Below are 13,866 nucleotides of genomic sequence, written 5' to 3' on the forward strand. Positions count from 1 at the left end.
CCCCATACGAGCCGTATGGGGTTCGATTAACCGAGTCACGCTGTGGCTAAAGTCCCGGAGGGACTTAGATTATCTAGCCTGGCACGGCTCGTGCGAGGCACATATGGGAGTTAAAGAGATAATATGACACGAATTACCGCCCAAGACGGCTATACGCACAAATTCTTATGGTCTTTTCTGCACCCGAGATATTGGGGAGTGTGGTTAGGGGTGTTTGGATTGGTGATTTTAGCCTATGTGCCGGCTCGTTTGCGGGATAAGTTTTCCGGTTGGATTGGGAAAATGGCTTACCAATATCTTAAAAAGAAAAATAAAAAAGGCTATCATCGAGCAAAAGTGAATTTGCGTTACTGCTTTCCTCATTGGGATGAGCAAAAACGAGAAGAAGTGATTGAACGGATGTTTGTTACTGTGGCGCAAACCATGCTTGCCATTGGTGAAACCGCTATTCGCCCTGTTTCTTATTTACAAAAACGCTGCGAGTTTTCCGGCTTTGAGCATGTTGTTAAAGCAAAAGAGAGCGGGAAAAACGTAATTATGCTTGTACCACATACGTGGTCGATTGATATGGCAGGCGTTGCAATGTTCTCTTTAGGTTATCCTATGACTTCCATGTACAATCCACACCGCAATGCGTTAGTCGATTGGTTATGGAATATTACTCGAGAGCGTTTAGGTGGGCGAATGCACACCCGTCAAAATGGTATTAAAGCGTTTTTGGCAGATGTGCGTAAAGGTGATGTCGGTTATTTTTTGCCGGATGAAGATTTTGGCGAAGAGTTAAGCGTCTATGTGGATTTCTTTGCGACCGAAAAAGCGACTTTACCGGGCTTAAATAAAATGGCGAGAGTGGCGAATGCAGAGGTTATCCCAATGTTTTCCATTTACAATGCCGAAAAAGCAGTTTATGAAATGGAAATTCTCCCTCCCCTTGAATTTTCGGGCGACCCTAACCAATCAGCTCGTGAAATGAACCGAGTGATTGAATATTTTGTTGAGAAAAACCCAGAGCAATATGTTTGGATTTTACGTTTGCTTAAAACCAGACGTAACGGGGAAGATATTTACGCAAATTAAAAAATAGGGGCGAATGATCATTCGCCCCTAAAACATTTTAAAATAACGCTTATTTCTCAGGCGTTTGAGCCAAGAGCTTAGTTAAAAGGTTCCAATAATTTTCCACCGCAGGAATATGCACTTTTTCATCCGGTGAGTGAGCATTTAAGATAGTTGGGCCAATTGAGACAAAATCCATATCCGGATAAATTTTCTTAATTAAGCCACATTCTAGACCGGCATGAATTACCTTAATTTCAGCTTCATAGCCCAAAATCTCGTCATAAATTGCCTTAGTTAATGGGGTGATTTTTGAATCCGGATTTGGCTCCCAGCCCGGGTAGCTACCTTTAAATTCAACATTTGCCCCAACTAAGGCAACTAACGAGCTGATTTTGCTCCTAACATCTGCTTTCCCTCCCTCAATTAGTGAGCGAGCAAGAATAGTTGCTTTCACTTCATTATTTTCTGTTTTAAGAATGCCAATACTTAATGAGGTTTCTACTACGTTTTCCACCACATCGCTATTACGAACAACGCCATTCGGTAACACATTGATAAAATGGATTAAACGCTGTGTGCTTGGAAGATCGAAACTTTGTGCCGGAATTGGGCTTTCTTCAATAAAAAAGCTGAAATTTGGCTCAGCAAATTTTAATTCCGATTTTAGTTGAGCAGCAATTTCGGTTAAACAAGCGGTCAATTTTTCCTTGTTTTTTGCAGATAACACGATGGTTGCGTGAGCTTCACGTGGAATAGCATTACGTACCGAACCACCTTGAATATCAGCAATTTGGAATTCGGCAATTGATTGTGCTTCAGCCAAAATGCGAGTGAAAACTTTAATTGCATTGGCTCGATTGGTGTGAATATCACAGCCGGAATGCCCGCCTTTTAAGCCTTTTAAAGTAATAGTCAACGCAGTATCTTGTCGGTTAGCTTCTAACTTAACCGGTAAGCTCACATTCACATCCTCGCCACCGGCACAACCAATATAGATTTCACCGTTTTCTTCGGTATCGGTATTGATCATTGCATCAGCTGTAAGCCAATTCGGACGTAAACCAATCGCCCCTTCCATTCCGGCTTCTTCTGTCATTGTAAGCAACACTTCAATTGTCGGATGAGCCAAGTCCGAGCTTTCCAACACCGCCATACAAGAGGCTAAACCAATGCCGTTATCAGCACCGAGTGTTGTTCCTTTAGCTTTCACCCATTCGCCATCAATATAAGGAAGAATCGGATCTTTTTTGAAGTCATGCACAGTGTCGGCATTCGCTTGTGGCACCATATCTAAGTGTGCCTGTAATGCGATAGTTTGGCGGTTTTCCATACCTGCTGTAGCTGGCTTGCGAATTAGAATATTACCGGCTTCATCACGTTCTACAAATAAATTTTTTGATTTTGCCCAATTCACAATAAATTCAGCCAGTTCCTCTTCGTGATAAGACGGATGAGGAATAGAACAGATTTTATCAAACCATTGCCAGAGCAGGTGAGGGGCGAGAATTGAGATTTCAGACATAGATAACTCCTTTGTAAAATTTTGCGAAAAAATGACCGCTTAAATTTAAGTCGGCATAGATATTCTCTATTTTAGAATAAGTTAAGGTGATTTTTCACTAAAAACAAGGAAAGAATTGTTTTTCACATTGGAAAAATTATTTTAGTCGATATGGGAGTTGTGAGTATTTTTTGTACTAAATGTGCGGTTGTGTGAGCGTTTAGATAAAAAATTAAATGAAATGATGGCGAAAAAAGCATTTTCGGGTTATCCTAACGCAATTTTTATATTCAGGGGTTGGTCCCAATTTTATATTAGGTTGTTTCTATGAGTGAAAAGTACACAAATGAAAAATATGTGGTAACGTGGGATATGTTCCATATGCACGCCCGTAAGTTAGCAGAGAATTTATTACCTGCTTCCCAATGGAAAGGGATTATTGCAGTAAGCCGTGGCGGTTTATTTCCCGCTGCTGTTTTAGCACGTGAATTGGGTGTTCGCCACGTAGAAACAGTTTGTATCGCAAGTTATGAGCACGATAATCAAGGTGAGCTAAAAGTATTGCATGCGGCCCAAACTGATGGTGAAGGCTTTATTGTGGTAGATGATTTAGTGGATACCGGCAACACAGCAAAAGAAATTCGTAGAATGTATCCGAAAGCTCGTTTTGTAACGGTATTTGCTAAACCACATGGTGCACCACTTGTTGATGATTATGTGATTGATATTCCTCAAGAAACTTGGATTGAGCAACCTTGGGATTTAGGTATTACCTTTGTTCCACCGCTTGCTCGCAAGTAATTTTATCGTGTAATGGACAATGAAAATTGTCCATTATTTTTACCTGTTTTGTAGATTTTTAAAATGAGTTTAGGTCATCTTTATATTATTTCAGCACCAAGTGGTGCAGGAAAATCGTCATTAATTAACGCATTATTGGCAGATTTACCCCGCTCTGAAGTTCAACTCTCTATTTCTCACACAACACGTCAACCTCGCCCCGCAGAAGAAGATGGTGTGCATTATTATTTTACAACCCATGATGAGTTTAAGCGTTTAATTGAACAGGGGCATTTTTTAGAATGGGCAGAGGTGTTTGGTAATTACTATGGTACCTCATTGCCAATGATTGAACGTAGCCTTGAACAAGGTATAGATGTCTTTTTAGATATTGATTGGCAAGGCGCACGTCAAATTCGTGAAAAAGTGCCGAATGTGAAAACTATCTTTATTTTACCGCCTTCAAAAGCGGAATTAGAAAAACGATTAATTGGGCGTGGGCAAGATTCGGCAGAAACCATTGCAAAACGGATGGCGGAAGCCGTGTCAGAAATGAGCCATTATGATGAGTTTGATTATGTAATTATTAACGATGATTTCAAGCAGGCTTTAGCTGAATTGAAATCTATTTTAATGACAGAGCGTTTGTGCTTAAAGAGTCAGAAAATTCGCCATCAAAATCTGATTGGTGAACTGTTAAATGATTAAATGAACATTTGTTCATTTTAGCTGGCAAGTGAAAATATTTTTACGTAAAATACGACAAATTTTTATTTAAGTAAGGAAAGTGTAATGAAACTCTCTAAATTAGCATTCTCCGTAGTGCTTGCATTAGCCTTGAGTGCTTGTACAACCGGGAATATGAGTCGTGATGGTTCGTTGCAACGGGCAACAGATACCTATCAAAGTTATGAAGAAATCACCAAACAATATCAAATCAATGAACAATGGTGGCAGGGTTATAGTGATGCGGAATTAAATCGCCTTGTTGATTTAGCAATTAAAAATAACCTTGATTTGGCAAAAAGCGGGATCGCCGTTAATAAGGCTCTTTATAAAGCAAACTTGGTTGGTGCTGAATTAGTACCTACTTTTAGTGCTTCTGGTACAGCCTCCGCTTCTAAAGGTATAGGCTCTACTTCAAATAATATTTCAACAGGTGTTTCAAACACTACAGCTCAAGCTGCATTTAATTTGAGTTATACCATTGATTTATGGCAGCGTTTGGCGGATACCGCGAGTGCAGCTGAGTGGACTCATAAAGCGACGATTGAAGATTTAAAAGCAACTCGTTTGTCGATTATTAACTCTGTGGTGACGACTTACTATAATTTGGCTTATTACCATGATGCTATTCGTCTTACGGAAGATAGTATTAGAGATTATGAGCAAATCAGCCGTATTTTAAATAATAAATTAAGTGCAGGTGTAATCGACCGTCTAGCGGTGGATCAAGCTCAGCAAACCGTATTAAATGCACGAAATAATGTGGTTAAATTACGTACTGAGCAAAAAGTGGCGGAACAGACATTACGTAATTTGTTAAATATTCAACCAAATACACCGCTTAATATTCGTTATCCGAATATTATGAATGTGAAATTACAAGATATTGATTTAAATGTGCCGGTTTCAGCTATTGCAAATCGCCCTGATGTGGTTGGAGCGCTACAACGTTTACAAAGTGCGTTTAAAACTTTAACGGCAACAGAAAAAAGCTGGTTCCCAACCTTAACTATTGGCGGTTCAATTACAGGTAGTGCGAAAAATTTAGGTAACTTGGCGGATAATCCTGTAGGTAATGGTCTTATTAAATTGGATTTACCTTTCTTAGATTGGAATCGTGTGAAAAATAATGTAAAAATCTCAGAAACTGATTATGTTACAGCTCGTTTGAATTATGAGCAGAAAATTACCTCAGCATTAAATGAGATTGATCGTTATTATTACAGCTACACACAAGCAAAAAGCACATTAAAAACCTTGCAAGATACTCATGAGCATGACAAACGTATCAGTTCATACTATAAAAATCGCTATGAGCAAGGAATTTCCGAATTCCGTGATTGGATTACATCAATGAACACTGCACGTAACTCGCAGCTTGCTATTTTAAATGCAAAATATGCGATTATTGCTAATGAGAATGCTGTTTACCAAGCTATGGCAGGTAAATATAGAAAATAGGCGATATAAAAAAGAGTGAGTATTTTAAAATACTCACTCTTTTTGTTCGATAGATATTTAGATTAACCCTAGAACCTTTCTACCGTTAACACTTGCAATATTTGCCATTTCTTCTAGATTAGTAAAGCGGCAACCGGCAGAGAGTAGGCTGAGTTCTTGCCACATATCGCCTTCACAAAGTGGCACCATGTAGTCACAGATATTGTCTGTGCCGATTGCAACAGTAATTCCTTCCGGGATGAGTTCATCTGCCGGTGTTAATGCATTATGGAACGGTTGCAGATCTTCTTTTCTGCCGCTATCAATCCATGCCATCGGGCAGGCAATCACCATCATTTGACTTTCTTGCATTTTTTTGTAAAGCATTTTACGGTAATCTTTTGGATGTGCGCCGATCGAAATACCATGAATGGCAACCACTTTCCCTTGCATACCATGTTCGATAGATTTATCGCACAGTTGCTCGGTTTCTTTCTCTTTTGGTGAGTTAAATTGATCTACATGGACATGCAACATTTTACCGAGAGATTTTGCTTTATCCATTAAAATATCCATAGCTTCCAATCCTTTACCGTAATCCAATTCATCTCGGTATGGCAAGCCTCCAATCATATCCACCATTTCAGATCCGATATCAAACCACTTTTTAGCAGTTGGCTCAATCACGCCTTTTAAGGTTTGGTTAGCAAATTTTAAAATAATATCACTTTTATAAACTTCTCGAGCTTTGTGGGCTGCAATAATAGCTCTGTCCTCGCAAACCTGATCAATATCAACAAAGGTACCGAATGCTGTAACCCCTTGAGAAATCATTAACTCAATAGCTTGTGAAAAACGGCGATAATAGTCATCAACACTAGAGTTTCGTTTTACTTCATCAACTAAATCCCATTTTTGCTGAAGATTAGCATTTTGGTAGACAGTAATTTTTTCAGGTGTCATTGTAAACGCACGGTCAGCGTGAGCATGTGCATTAACCCAGCCGCCTTTTTTGATAATTTCATCACGAATATGGCTTTTTAGGGTGCGAATCAATTGGCTCATTTATGCTCTTCCTCTGTGTTATATATTGAATCTGCAAATTTAGGGTGATAAACGCTTTTGTTTGAAAACGTAAGTATAAAGAATAAAAAAATCGCTTATAAAAGCGATTTTTAAAAAGTAAGAAATGAATAATAAAAGAGCCACGCCTCGAAAAACGATGCGTAGCTTTGTAGAATTTACTTTTGTGAGTGTATGGTGATTCATTTCTAGTTCCTTGTTTGGACTAGAGCAGTAGTATAATGATTTTTTTATAAAATAGCAAACGTTTGCCTAAAGTTGAAATTTATAGATAAACTTTTTACAATGGCAACGTTCTCATTGGGGTGCTACAAGCGGTCATTTTTAGTAAAAAATTTGCAAAATGTATTCGCAATCCTTTGAAGGATTGTTCACAGCTTCGCTTCCGTTGGCAAAGCCAACGTTCAAAAAGAAATGTTTTTGTGACCGCTTGTGGCTGAGAAAGACCCATAGAACCTGATCTGATTAATATCAGCGTAGGGATTTGAGATAGCAAACTGCCATTCTTAAATCCTTCTATTTATTGATTTTTAGAAGGAAACGTTATGAAATTTATTGTATCTTCGCTGGCACTTTTTGCCGCGACAGCCTTTGCTCAGCAGCCCACCCTAACGGTTTATACCTATAGCTCTTTTGCTTCTGAATACGGACCTGCACCAAAATTAGAACAAAACTTCGAAAAAGTATGTAGCTGTGATTTAAAATTTATGCCTTTTGATGATAGTGTTACGATGTTTAATCGTGTACGTTTAGAAGGCAGTAAAACTAAAGCGGATGTAGTAGTCGGTATCGATAACTTTTTACAGCTTGAGGCGGAAAAATCGGGACTGTTCACAGAATTTGAGGTGAACACGCCTCTAGAGATTAAGAGCAAAATATTTTTCCCTTATGATACCGGCTCTTATGCGTTTATTTATGATAAAGAAAAATTAAAAAATCCACCTAAAAGCTTAAAAGAGCTGGTTGAACGCCAAGATTTAAAAGTGATTTATCAAGATCCAAGAAGCAGCAGCGTTGGACGTGGTTTTCTATTATGGATGAACCAAGTTTACGGAAATAAAGCGGCAAATGCTTGGAAAAGCTTAGCAAAACACACGGTAACTGTTGGTAAAGGGTGGTCTGAAACCTACGGTGCTTTTTTAAAAGGCGAATCTGATTTAGTATTAAGTTATACTACTTCGCCCTTATATCATCAATGGCATGAAAATACCGATAAATATGTGGCAGCACCTTTTGAAGAAGGGCATTTAGTACAAGTTGAAAATGCAGCTATCTTAAAAAGTAGTCAGCAAAAAGCATTAGCCAATCAATTTTTGAACTTTTTGCATACACCGGAATCACAGCATATTATTTCATACCATAATGTGATGAATCCTGTGTTAAGTGAAGGTGTTGATGCAGCCTTTGCAAAAATGCCAGCTTACAAAACATTAGAATTTAGCCAACCATCGCCTGAAACGGTTCAAAAGTGGCTTTCTGAGTGGTCAAAAAGTTGGTAATTGCATTAAATTAATAGGATGTGAACAAAAAAACAATAGCCGAATAATATTCGGCTATTGTTTTGAACGAAGTCAAATAAATGAAATTTAATGCAAAATTTTTGCAAATTCATTTGATTAGTTAGGCGATTTTGTGTTATTTATAGCCGCCGTTATTATGAAAGCCCGAAGATGTTGATTTTCGCGTATAGTGAAATTACAAGGAAGTTAGTTCGTATTCGGGGATAATAATTCCAACAATGAAAATTCTGAACAAGGAGTATAATCTATGACTCAAGTGGCTAAAACCACATCTCTAGGTTTATTGGCACTAGCCGGTGTTAAACCTTATGAGCCGAAAAAAGATGAAGAATATATGAATGAAGCTCAACGTGAGCATTTCACAAAAATTCTTAAAGCATGGCATAGCCAAATCATGGATGAAGCGGAACGAACAAAGAGCCAGCTGCAAGAGGATATGACTAACTTTGCTGATCCAAATGACCGAGCAAGCCAAGAGGAAGAGTTCAGTTTAGAATTACGTAACCGTGATCGTGAGCGCAAGTTATTGAAAAAAATTGAACAAACATTGCATAAAATTCAAGATGATGATTATGGTTTCTGTGAAACTTGTGGTGTAGAGATTGGTATTAAACGCTTAGAAGCACGTCCAACAGCTGATTTATGTATAGATTGCAAAACATTGGCTGAAATTCGTGAGAAGCAGCTAGGTTTATAATCAGTTTTACATAATGCCTCTTTTTTAAGAGGCATTTACTATTTTGAGGTGTATTATTTTTAATTATATTAAGTCATTGTTTTCCAAGTCTAAAAAACAAACACAGGAAAATGAGCAGAAACCAAGGGTGAAACAGACGGGGAATGTTGAAAAACCAAACCGTACTAAACGCTCAACGCCTAAATTGACCAGACAACAAAGTGCGAAAAAAAACGTTAAAGGGCATCAAACAGATGTACCCTCTCATCTTTTACATAAAAAATTCACGGTAAATGCTTCACAATATGGCATCAGTCCGAAGAGTTTCCCTAAAAATGCGCTTTCTATTGTTGATAAATTACACTTAGCTGGCTATGAAGCTTATGTGGTGGGCGGTTGTATTCGTGATTTACTACTTGAGAAAAAACCAAAAGATTTTGATATTGCTACAAATGCTCGCCCGGAAGATATTCAGCGTATTTTCGGCAGACAATGTCGTTTAATCGGTCGTCGTTTCCGTTTGGCTCATATTGTGTATGGACGTGAGATTTTTGAAGTAGCCACGTTTAGAGCGAGTCACGATTCTCATAGCAATGATAAAATATCAAAAGTAAGTGATGAAGGAATGTTACTGCGTGATAATGTTTACGGCAGCTTAAGAGACGATGCCGAACGCCGTGATTTTACCGTTAATGCGTTATATTATGATACAAAACGTAACTTAATTTTTGATTTCTTCAATGGTATTGAAGATTTAAGATCCGGAAAATTATCATTAATTGGAGAGCCGGCAATACGTTATCAAGAAGACCCTGTGCGTATGCTACGGGCTATTCGCTTTATGGCGAAGCTAGATATGTTTTTAGATAAAGCAACGGCTTCTCCAATTCGAGAGATGGCTCCTTTGTTAACTAATATTCCTGCTGCTCGTTTATTTGATGAATCGTTAAAATTATTGCAGTCGGGGCAAGGACTTAAAACTTACCAGTTACTACGTGAATATGGCTTGCTAAATTTCTTATTCCCTGTGCTTATTCCGTTTTTTACTCAAAAAGAAGACTCTAATGCTGAGCGAATGATTGTAAAAGCATTAACTTCTACTGATGAGCGTATTGCTGATAAATTGCCGGTGAACCCTGCGTTTTTATTTGCGGCACTGCTTTGGTATCCATTACGTGAAAAAATGGAACAGCTCAAAAATGAAGGTGGTTTTAACAGCCACGATGCGATGATGTTAGCAGCAAATGATGTGTTGGCAGAAAGCTGTAAATCTATTGCGTTGCATCGACGTCATACTGCGGTTATTCGAGATATTTGGTCATTGCAATTTCAAATGATGAAACGCAATGGAAATCGCCCACAACAAACGCTAGAGCATATTAAATTCCGAGCCGGTTTTGATTTATTGGTTATGCGTGCGGAAATTGAAGGAGGAGACTTAGTTGAGCTATCTGCCTGGTGGCATGAATATCAATTCAGTAATGATGGACAACGCAATGAGTTGTTAAAATCTGTCCGCCATTTATCAAGCGTGCAAGCAGAACAAAAGAAAAAACGTCGCCGTAAGACGTTTAGGAAAAGGTCAAAAGCAGCTAAAGTAGAATGATTTTATTGGGGCAAAATATTTTTTGCCCCAATAAAATTTAAGGATATGGTCGAAAAATCTTTCGCCCTTATAGGAAAGGTTATGCAAACAGTTTATATTGCCTTAGGTTCAAACCTAAATAATCCCTTAGAGCAGCTAAAACAAGCGGTCGAAAATTTAAAAAGTTTTGCAATTCGCTTTGAGATTAGCCCATTTTATGGTTCAAAGCCGGTGGGGCCGCAAGATCAGCCCGATTATGTGAATGCGGTAGCAAAATTTGATACTGATTTATCGCCAACGGATTTATTAGATAAATTACAAGGTATTGAACAGAAGCAAGGGCGGGTTCGTTTACGCCGTTGGGGAGAGCGTACTTTGGATTTGGATATTATTTTATATGGTAATCAGCAGATTCAAACCGAGCGTTTAACAGTGCCACATATTGAGATGAAAAATCGTGAATTTGTGATTGTACCGCTGTTTAGCTTAGCCCCTGATTTAATTTTACCCACAGGGGAAAAACTGTTCGATCTTTATCAGCAATTTAAAGATCACCAGATGGTTGTATTTAGTTAATCTTTTATTTATTTTCGCCAGTTTTGATCACCGCTCTGGATTTATCATCCATTTTCACATCAATGCGGTGATCAACTACCACATTCATATTAATCGTAATGCCTTCAGTAGGGGTTTCCAGCTGCACTTTTGGCGTGCAAGCGGTCAAATTTGCTAAAAATATTGCAAAATAAAATTGGCTCGTTTTCATTCTTTATCCGTGATGTTTTATTTTTCCAATTTTTGATAGAGATAATTTTCCAGTTTTTGTTCAAACTGAGAACCATAGTTAATCAAATCCCATAAATCAAACATATTTTCTCGGTGATTATAATTTAAATTTACCTTAGATTTTCCTTGATTTGAGGATAATTTTAATTTGCCATCCAGCACTAAATCCCCACTAGGTCCGACATTAATAAGACTACGAAAATCGTTGATTGTACTTTTATCTACTAAGTGTAGCAGAATTTGCTCGGTATAGCCGCTATTTCCCATTGCAGCCAGTAATTCAGGGGTGAAAGTTAAATAAGAGGTTTGTGCTTGGGTTAGTAGTCCATCACAGATATAACAAGGTTTACCGCTTAACCAGAATGGTAAAGTGGCGTTTGCTTTTCCTTTTAAATCAATTTGTTGATATTGTATAAAGTTAAGGAGTTCTTCGAAATCAATCCGCTCTAAGTTTAAATATGCGAGTTCTGTTTGTGGCAAGGAAAAGCGTTTAATATTGAGATTTCCCCCAAATAATTTAAAGGTTAGTTCATTTAAATTTAACGGTTTTGTTTTGTTATAAGGGTAGTAGCCGTTGATTTTCATAGAAATCTTATCTAGCGCTAAATCCCCTAATTTAATTTGTGCAATGTTGACTGCAATAGGCTTTTTGACTCCGAAGTGAAAATATCCGTCTTGGTAACGGTAAGGCAATGCAAACTCTATACCTGTGGCCTCACCATCCGGCAAAGATATGCCCCCGTTTCGAATAGCAAGATGCCCACCTGCGATTAAGCCGTTTTTTATGCTGGCACTAAAAGCAGTTTCTCCTCGAATCGTTCCTTGTTTGATAATCCATTGGCTTCGAAACGGAAAAAGTGGTTGAAAACCACGTGCGGATTGTTCCGGCCAATACAATTTACCGACAATTTGGCTGGCTTGTTCGGTTAATTGGCGGCGAGCAAAGAGTTTTAGCGGACCTAGTTCGGTTGTATTAATAATGCCTTTAAAATTGAGATTTTCGGTCCGACCGTTAAACGCTAATTTTGCCTCAGGTTTAGGTAAATTGCCGCCATAGCCAAAACGGATCTCTGGCGATTTTAATTTGATTTCACCCTTGAGTGTGTTCTGTGCAGTATCAAATTTGATTATGTCATTTAGAGTTAATTCTGTTTTTGGAATGATGGTGTCATTCAGTTTTATCTCGGATAGATCGCCTTTAAACTCAGTAAGCTGAATACTATTTTTATGCCATTGCCCCCGACCGTTTAAATTGACTTTGCTGTTAAAGGCTTTGAGAGTGGAATTTCCCCAAATTCTCCAGCTCCAGTTGTCTTGAAGGAGAGCAAGCTGAGGGGCATTTTGGAAGAAATCTAATGCTCCGGCTTTAAAATTATTTGCATAGCCGTCTAAATGGAAGTTGATATTTTTAAAGTCGGGGCTTTCGCCTTTTAAAATGGCATATAAACGACCGTGGATGCCGTATTTATCGACTTGTAATCCTGCAAGTGGAAAACGTAAATCTTCAATGGTTAAGTAGCGCTCTTTTCCGGTAAGTCGCAGTAGAGAAGAAGGTAGAAATTTTAGCCTTAGATCGTCAAATTTACCTTGTAAATCTAAAGGAATACTACTGTATAAAATAAAATTCCCATGTTTAATGTTCCCGGTTAATCGTATTGGGAGCATTAAGCTTTCTTGAGTGATTTCACCTCCTTCACTTGAAATCACGATATTGCCTTTTCCCCATCTATTTTGAGAAAGCAAGCTTATTCGTACAGCAGTCTTAATCGGGAACAGATTCTCTAACTGCAATGTTTCGGGGGTGAATTTAGCACTAATAAAGCCGTGAAATGGAAAGTGTTCTATTAAGTTCCAGTCAAAACGCCCCTGTTTTATTTCTAGATTTTTCCCGTCAAAGAGAAACGGAAAATCGAATTGATCGTTTTCTGAGCTTGCTAAATTAAGTTGCCAATTTCCTTCTAGTTGTTGTGCGGTATTTTGTTGCCAAGTTAGGGTTGAGGTTCCGCTTTGTAAGGTTGCATTTGAAATAATTTCATCAGGCAAGTGCCATTGGTATTTAGCTGAAAGCTGAGGGGGAAGTTGGTTTAGATCATCTTTGAGCTGAGCAGAGAAATTTAATTTGTGTTGTTCTTTTTCATTGGGGTGATAACTTAATTCGGCATTAAGTTGCTCAGTTGCAAAATTTGCCGAAAATTCGACCGCTTGTTGCTGTAAAGAAGCAGTAATACTTTGATTTAACGAAGTAATATGGAGTGACGCAGGCTTGCTTAATAAGGCATTTAGCCGAGGCGATAAATTTTCAGGTAGATTGATCCATGTTAAGGCGTGAATACTGACCTCACCATTGGGAATAACGGTTAATAAGGCTTTTAGTGATGTACCGGAATTATTACTTTGCGTTTGTGGTAACTGCGATAAGCATTGGTAGTCAACTTTTATGTTTTCGATAGATAAATGCTGTTTTTTAATCCAAGTAACGGCACTGTTATCCACGGTAAGCAGTAGGCAATTTTGGTAGGAAAGCTTAAAGTAAGGCAGCGATGTCCCCTGCCAGCTGGGGGTTAAGCCTTCGGTTAATTGAATTTGCCATCCCTTAGGTAAAAGCCAATTAAGCGTAGTACTGAGCGTTGAGCCGGACATAAGCACAGCAATCGCTGTCATTAACATGACCGCGAGAATGCCAAGAATGCCTAATGTCCGTTTCATCATA

The 13,866-nt window shown here is 38.3% G+C and carries 12 protein-coding genes and 1 riboswitch; of the genes, 8 read left to right on the top strand and 4 right to left on the bottom strand.

All coding sequences use genetic code 11. The features are described 5' to 3' along the window. The first annotated feature begins 123 nt into the window (after window positions 1–123). On the top strand, window positions 124–1,077 hold the full coding sequence (lpxM, locus tag A4G16_RS01005) for a lauroyl-Kdo(2)-lipid IV(A) myristoyltransferase (RefSeq protein WP_165888316.1): 954 nt from the start codon (window positions 124–126) through the stop codon (window positions 1,075–1,077). A gap of 49 nt (window positions 1,078–1,126) precedes the next feature. Here the strand turns inward: lpxM and A4G16_RS01010 are convergent, their stop codons facing one another. Further along, window positions 1,127–2,581, bottom strand: a complete 1,455-nt coding sequence (locus A4G16_RS01010) for an aminoacyl-histidine dipeptidase (RefSeq protein ID WP_165888317.1) — start codon at window positions 2,579–2,581, stop codon at window positions 1,127–1,129. Window positions 2,582–2,887: 306 nt separating this feature from the next. Here A4G16_RS01010 and gpt point away from each other — a divergent pair, with 306 nt between their 5' ends. From gpt to tdeA, 3 genes are all read left to right on the top strand, one after another. After that, the gene (gene gpt / locus A4G16_RS01015; RefSeq protein ID WP_165888318.1) at window positions 2,888–3,361 is read left to right on the top strand and encodes a xanthine phosphoribosyltransferase; all 474 of its coding nucleotides are present in this window, start codon (window positions 2,888–2,890) and stop codon (window positions 3,359–3,361) included. 63 nt (window positions 3,362–3,424) lie between these two features. Further along, window positions 3,425–4,048, top strand: a complete 624-nt coding sequence (gene gmk, locus A4G16_RS01020; protein ID WP_165888319.1) for a guanylate kinase — start codon at window positions 3,425–3,427, stop codon at window positions 4,046–4,048. A gap of 84 nt (window positions 4,049–4,132) precedes the next feature. Beyond that, window positions 4,133–5,527, top strand: a complete 1,395-nt coding sequence (gene tdeA / locus A4G16_RS01025; protein WP_165888320.1) for a toxin/drug exporter TdeA — start codon at window positions 4,133–4,135, stop codon at window positions 5,525–5,527. A 57-nt stretch (window positions 5,528–5,584) separates the two neighbouring features. Here the strand turns inward: tdeA and A4G16_RS01030 are convergent, their stop codons facing one another. Beyond that, complete coding sequence (locus A4G16_RS01030; protein ID WP_165888321.1) at window positions 5,585–6,571, bottom strand: amidohydrolase family protein; 987 nt, start codon at window positions 6,569–6,571, stop codon at window positions 5,585–5,587. A 309-nt stretch (window positions 6,572–6,880) separates the two neighbouring features. Then, window positions 6,881–7,090: riboswitch (TPP riboswitch) on the top strand. Between the two features lie 44 nt (window positions 7,091–7,134). Between A4G16_RS01030 and thiB the strand changes: the two genes are divergently transcribed. The 4 genes from thiB to folK all read left to right on the top strand — a co-directional run bounded on the left by thiB (window position 7,135) and on the right by folK (window position 10,946). Further along, window positions 7,135–8,088, top strand: a complete 954-nt coding sequence (thiB, locus tag A4G16_RS01035) for a thiamine ABC transporter substrate binding subunit (protein ID WP_165888322.1) — start codon at window positions 7,135–7,137, stop codon at window positions 8,086–8,088. A 268-nt stretch (window positions 8,089–8,356) separates the two neighbouring features. Next, a complete protein-coding gene (gene dksA, locus A4G16_RS01040; protein ID WP_027075187.1) occupies window positions 8,357–8,806 on the top strand; it encodes an RNA polymerase-binding protein DksA in 450 nt (149 codons plus the stop codon). A gap of 184 nt (window positions 8,807–8,990) precedes the next feature. Further along, window positions 8,991–10,391, top strand: a complete 1,401-nt coding sequence (pcnB, locus tag A4G16_RS01045; protein ID WP_165889872.1) for a polynucleotide adenylyltransferase PcnB — start codon at window positions 8,991–8,993, stop codon at window positions 10,389–10,391. Window positions 10,392–10,472: 81 nt separating this feature from the next. Beyond that, window positions 10,473–10,946: a 2-amino-4-hydroxy-6-hydroxymethyldihydropteridine diphosphokinase gene (folK, locus tag A4G16_RS01050; protein ID WP_165888323.1), complete on the top strand. Its 474-nt coding sequence runs from the start codon at window positions 10,473–10,475 to the stop codon at window positions 10,944–10,946. Between the two features lie 4 nt (window positions 10,947–10,950). Here folK and A4G16_RS01055 read toward each other — a convergent pair whose 3' ends face one another. Together A4G16_RS01055 and A4G16_RS01060 are read right to left on the bottom strand one after the other, a co-directional pair. Next, a complete protein-coding gene (locus A4G16_RS01055) occupies window positions 10,951–11,136 on the bottom strand; it encodes a YnbE family lipoprotein (protein WP_165888324.1) in 186 nt (61 codons plus the stop codon). A gap of 17 nt (window positions 11,137–11,153) precedes the next feature. Further along, a complete protein-coding gene (locus tag A4G16_RS01060) occupies window positions 11,154–13,865 on the bottom strand; it encodes a YdbH family protein (RefSeq protein ID WP_165888325.1) in 2,712 nt (903 codons plus the stop codon). Between the last annotated feature and the right edge of the window lies 1 nt (window position 13,866).

The organism is Mannheimia granulomatis (assembly GCF_011455695.1).
Lineage (GTDB): Bacteria > Pseudomonadota > Gammaproteobacteria > Enterobacterales > Pasteurellaceae > Mannheimia > Mannheimia granulomatis_A.

Bases quoted from the DNA above. Each gene is read 5' to 3' on its own strand.
- gmk (WP_165888319.1), top strand. From the start codon at position 3,425: ATGAGTTTAGGTCATCTTTATATTATTTCAGCACCAAGTGGTGCAGGA.
- folK (WP_165888323.1), top strand. From the start codon at position 10,473: ATGCAAACAGTTTATATTGCCTTAGGTTCAAACCTAAATAATCCCTTA.
- gpt (WP_165888318.1), top strand. From the start codon at position 2,888: ATGAGTGAAAAGTACACAAATGAAAAATATGTGGTAACGTGGGATATG.
- A4G16_RS01010 (WP_165888317.1), bottom strand. From the start codon at position 2,581: ATGTCTGAAATCTCAATTCTCGCCCCTCACCTGCTCTGGCAATGGTTT.
- thiB (WP_165888322.1), top strand. From the start codon at position 7,135: ATGAAATTTATTGTATCTTCGCTGGCACTTTTTGCCGCGACAGCCTTT.
- A4G16_RS01060 (WP_165888325.1), bottom strand. From the start codon at position 13,865: ATGATGAAACGGACATTAGGCATTCTTGGCATTCTCGCGGTCATGTTA.
- tdeA (WP_165888320.1), top strand. From the start codon at position 4,133: ATGAAACTCTCTAAATTAGCATTCTCCGTAGTGCTTGCATTAGCCTTG.
- A4G16_RS01055 (WP_165888324.1), bottom strand. From the start codon at position 11,136: ATGAAAACGAGCCAATTTTATTTTGCAATATTTTTAGCAAATTTGACC.
- lpxM (WP_165888316.1), top strand. From the start codon at position 124: ATGACACGAATTACCGCCCAAGACGGCTATACGCACAAATTCTTATGG.
- A4G16_RS01030 (WP_165888321.1), bottom strand. From the start codon at position 6,571: ATGAGCCAATTGATTCGCACCCTAAAAAGCCATATTCGTGATGAAATT.
- dksA (WP_027075187.1), top strand. From the start codon at position 8,357: ATGACTCAAGTGGCTAAAACCACATCTCTAGGTTTATTGGCACTAGCC.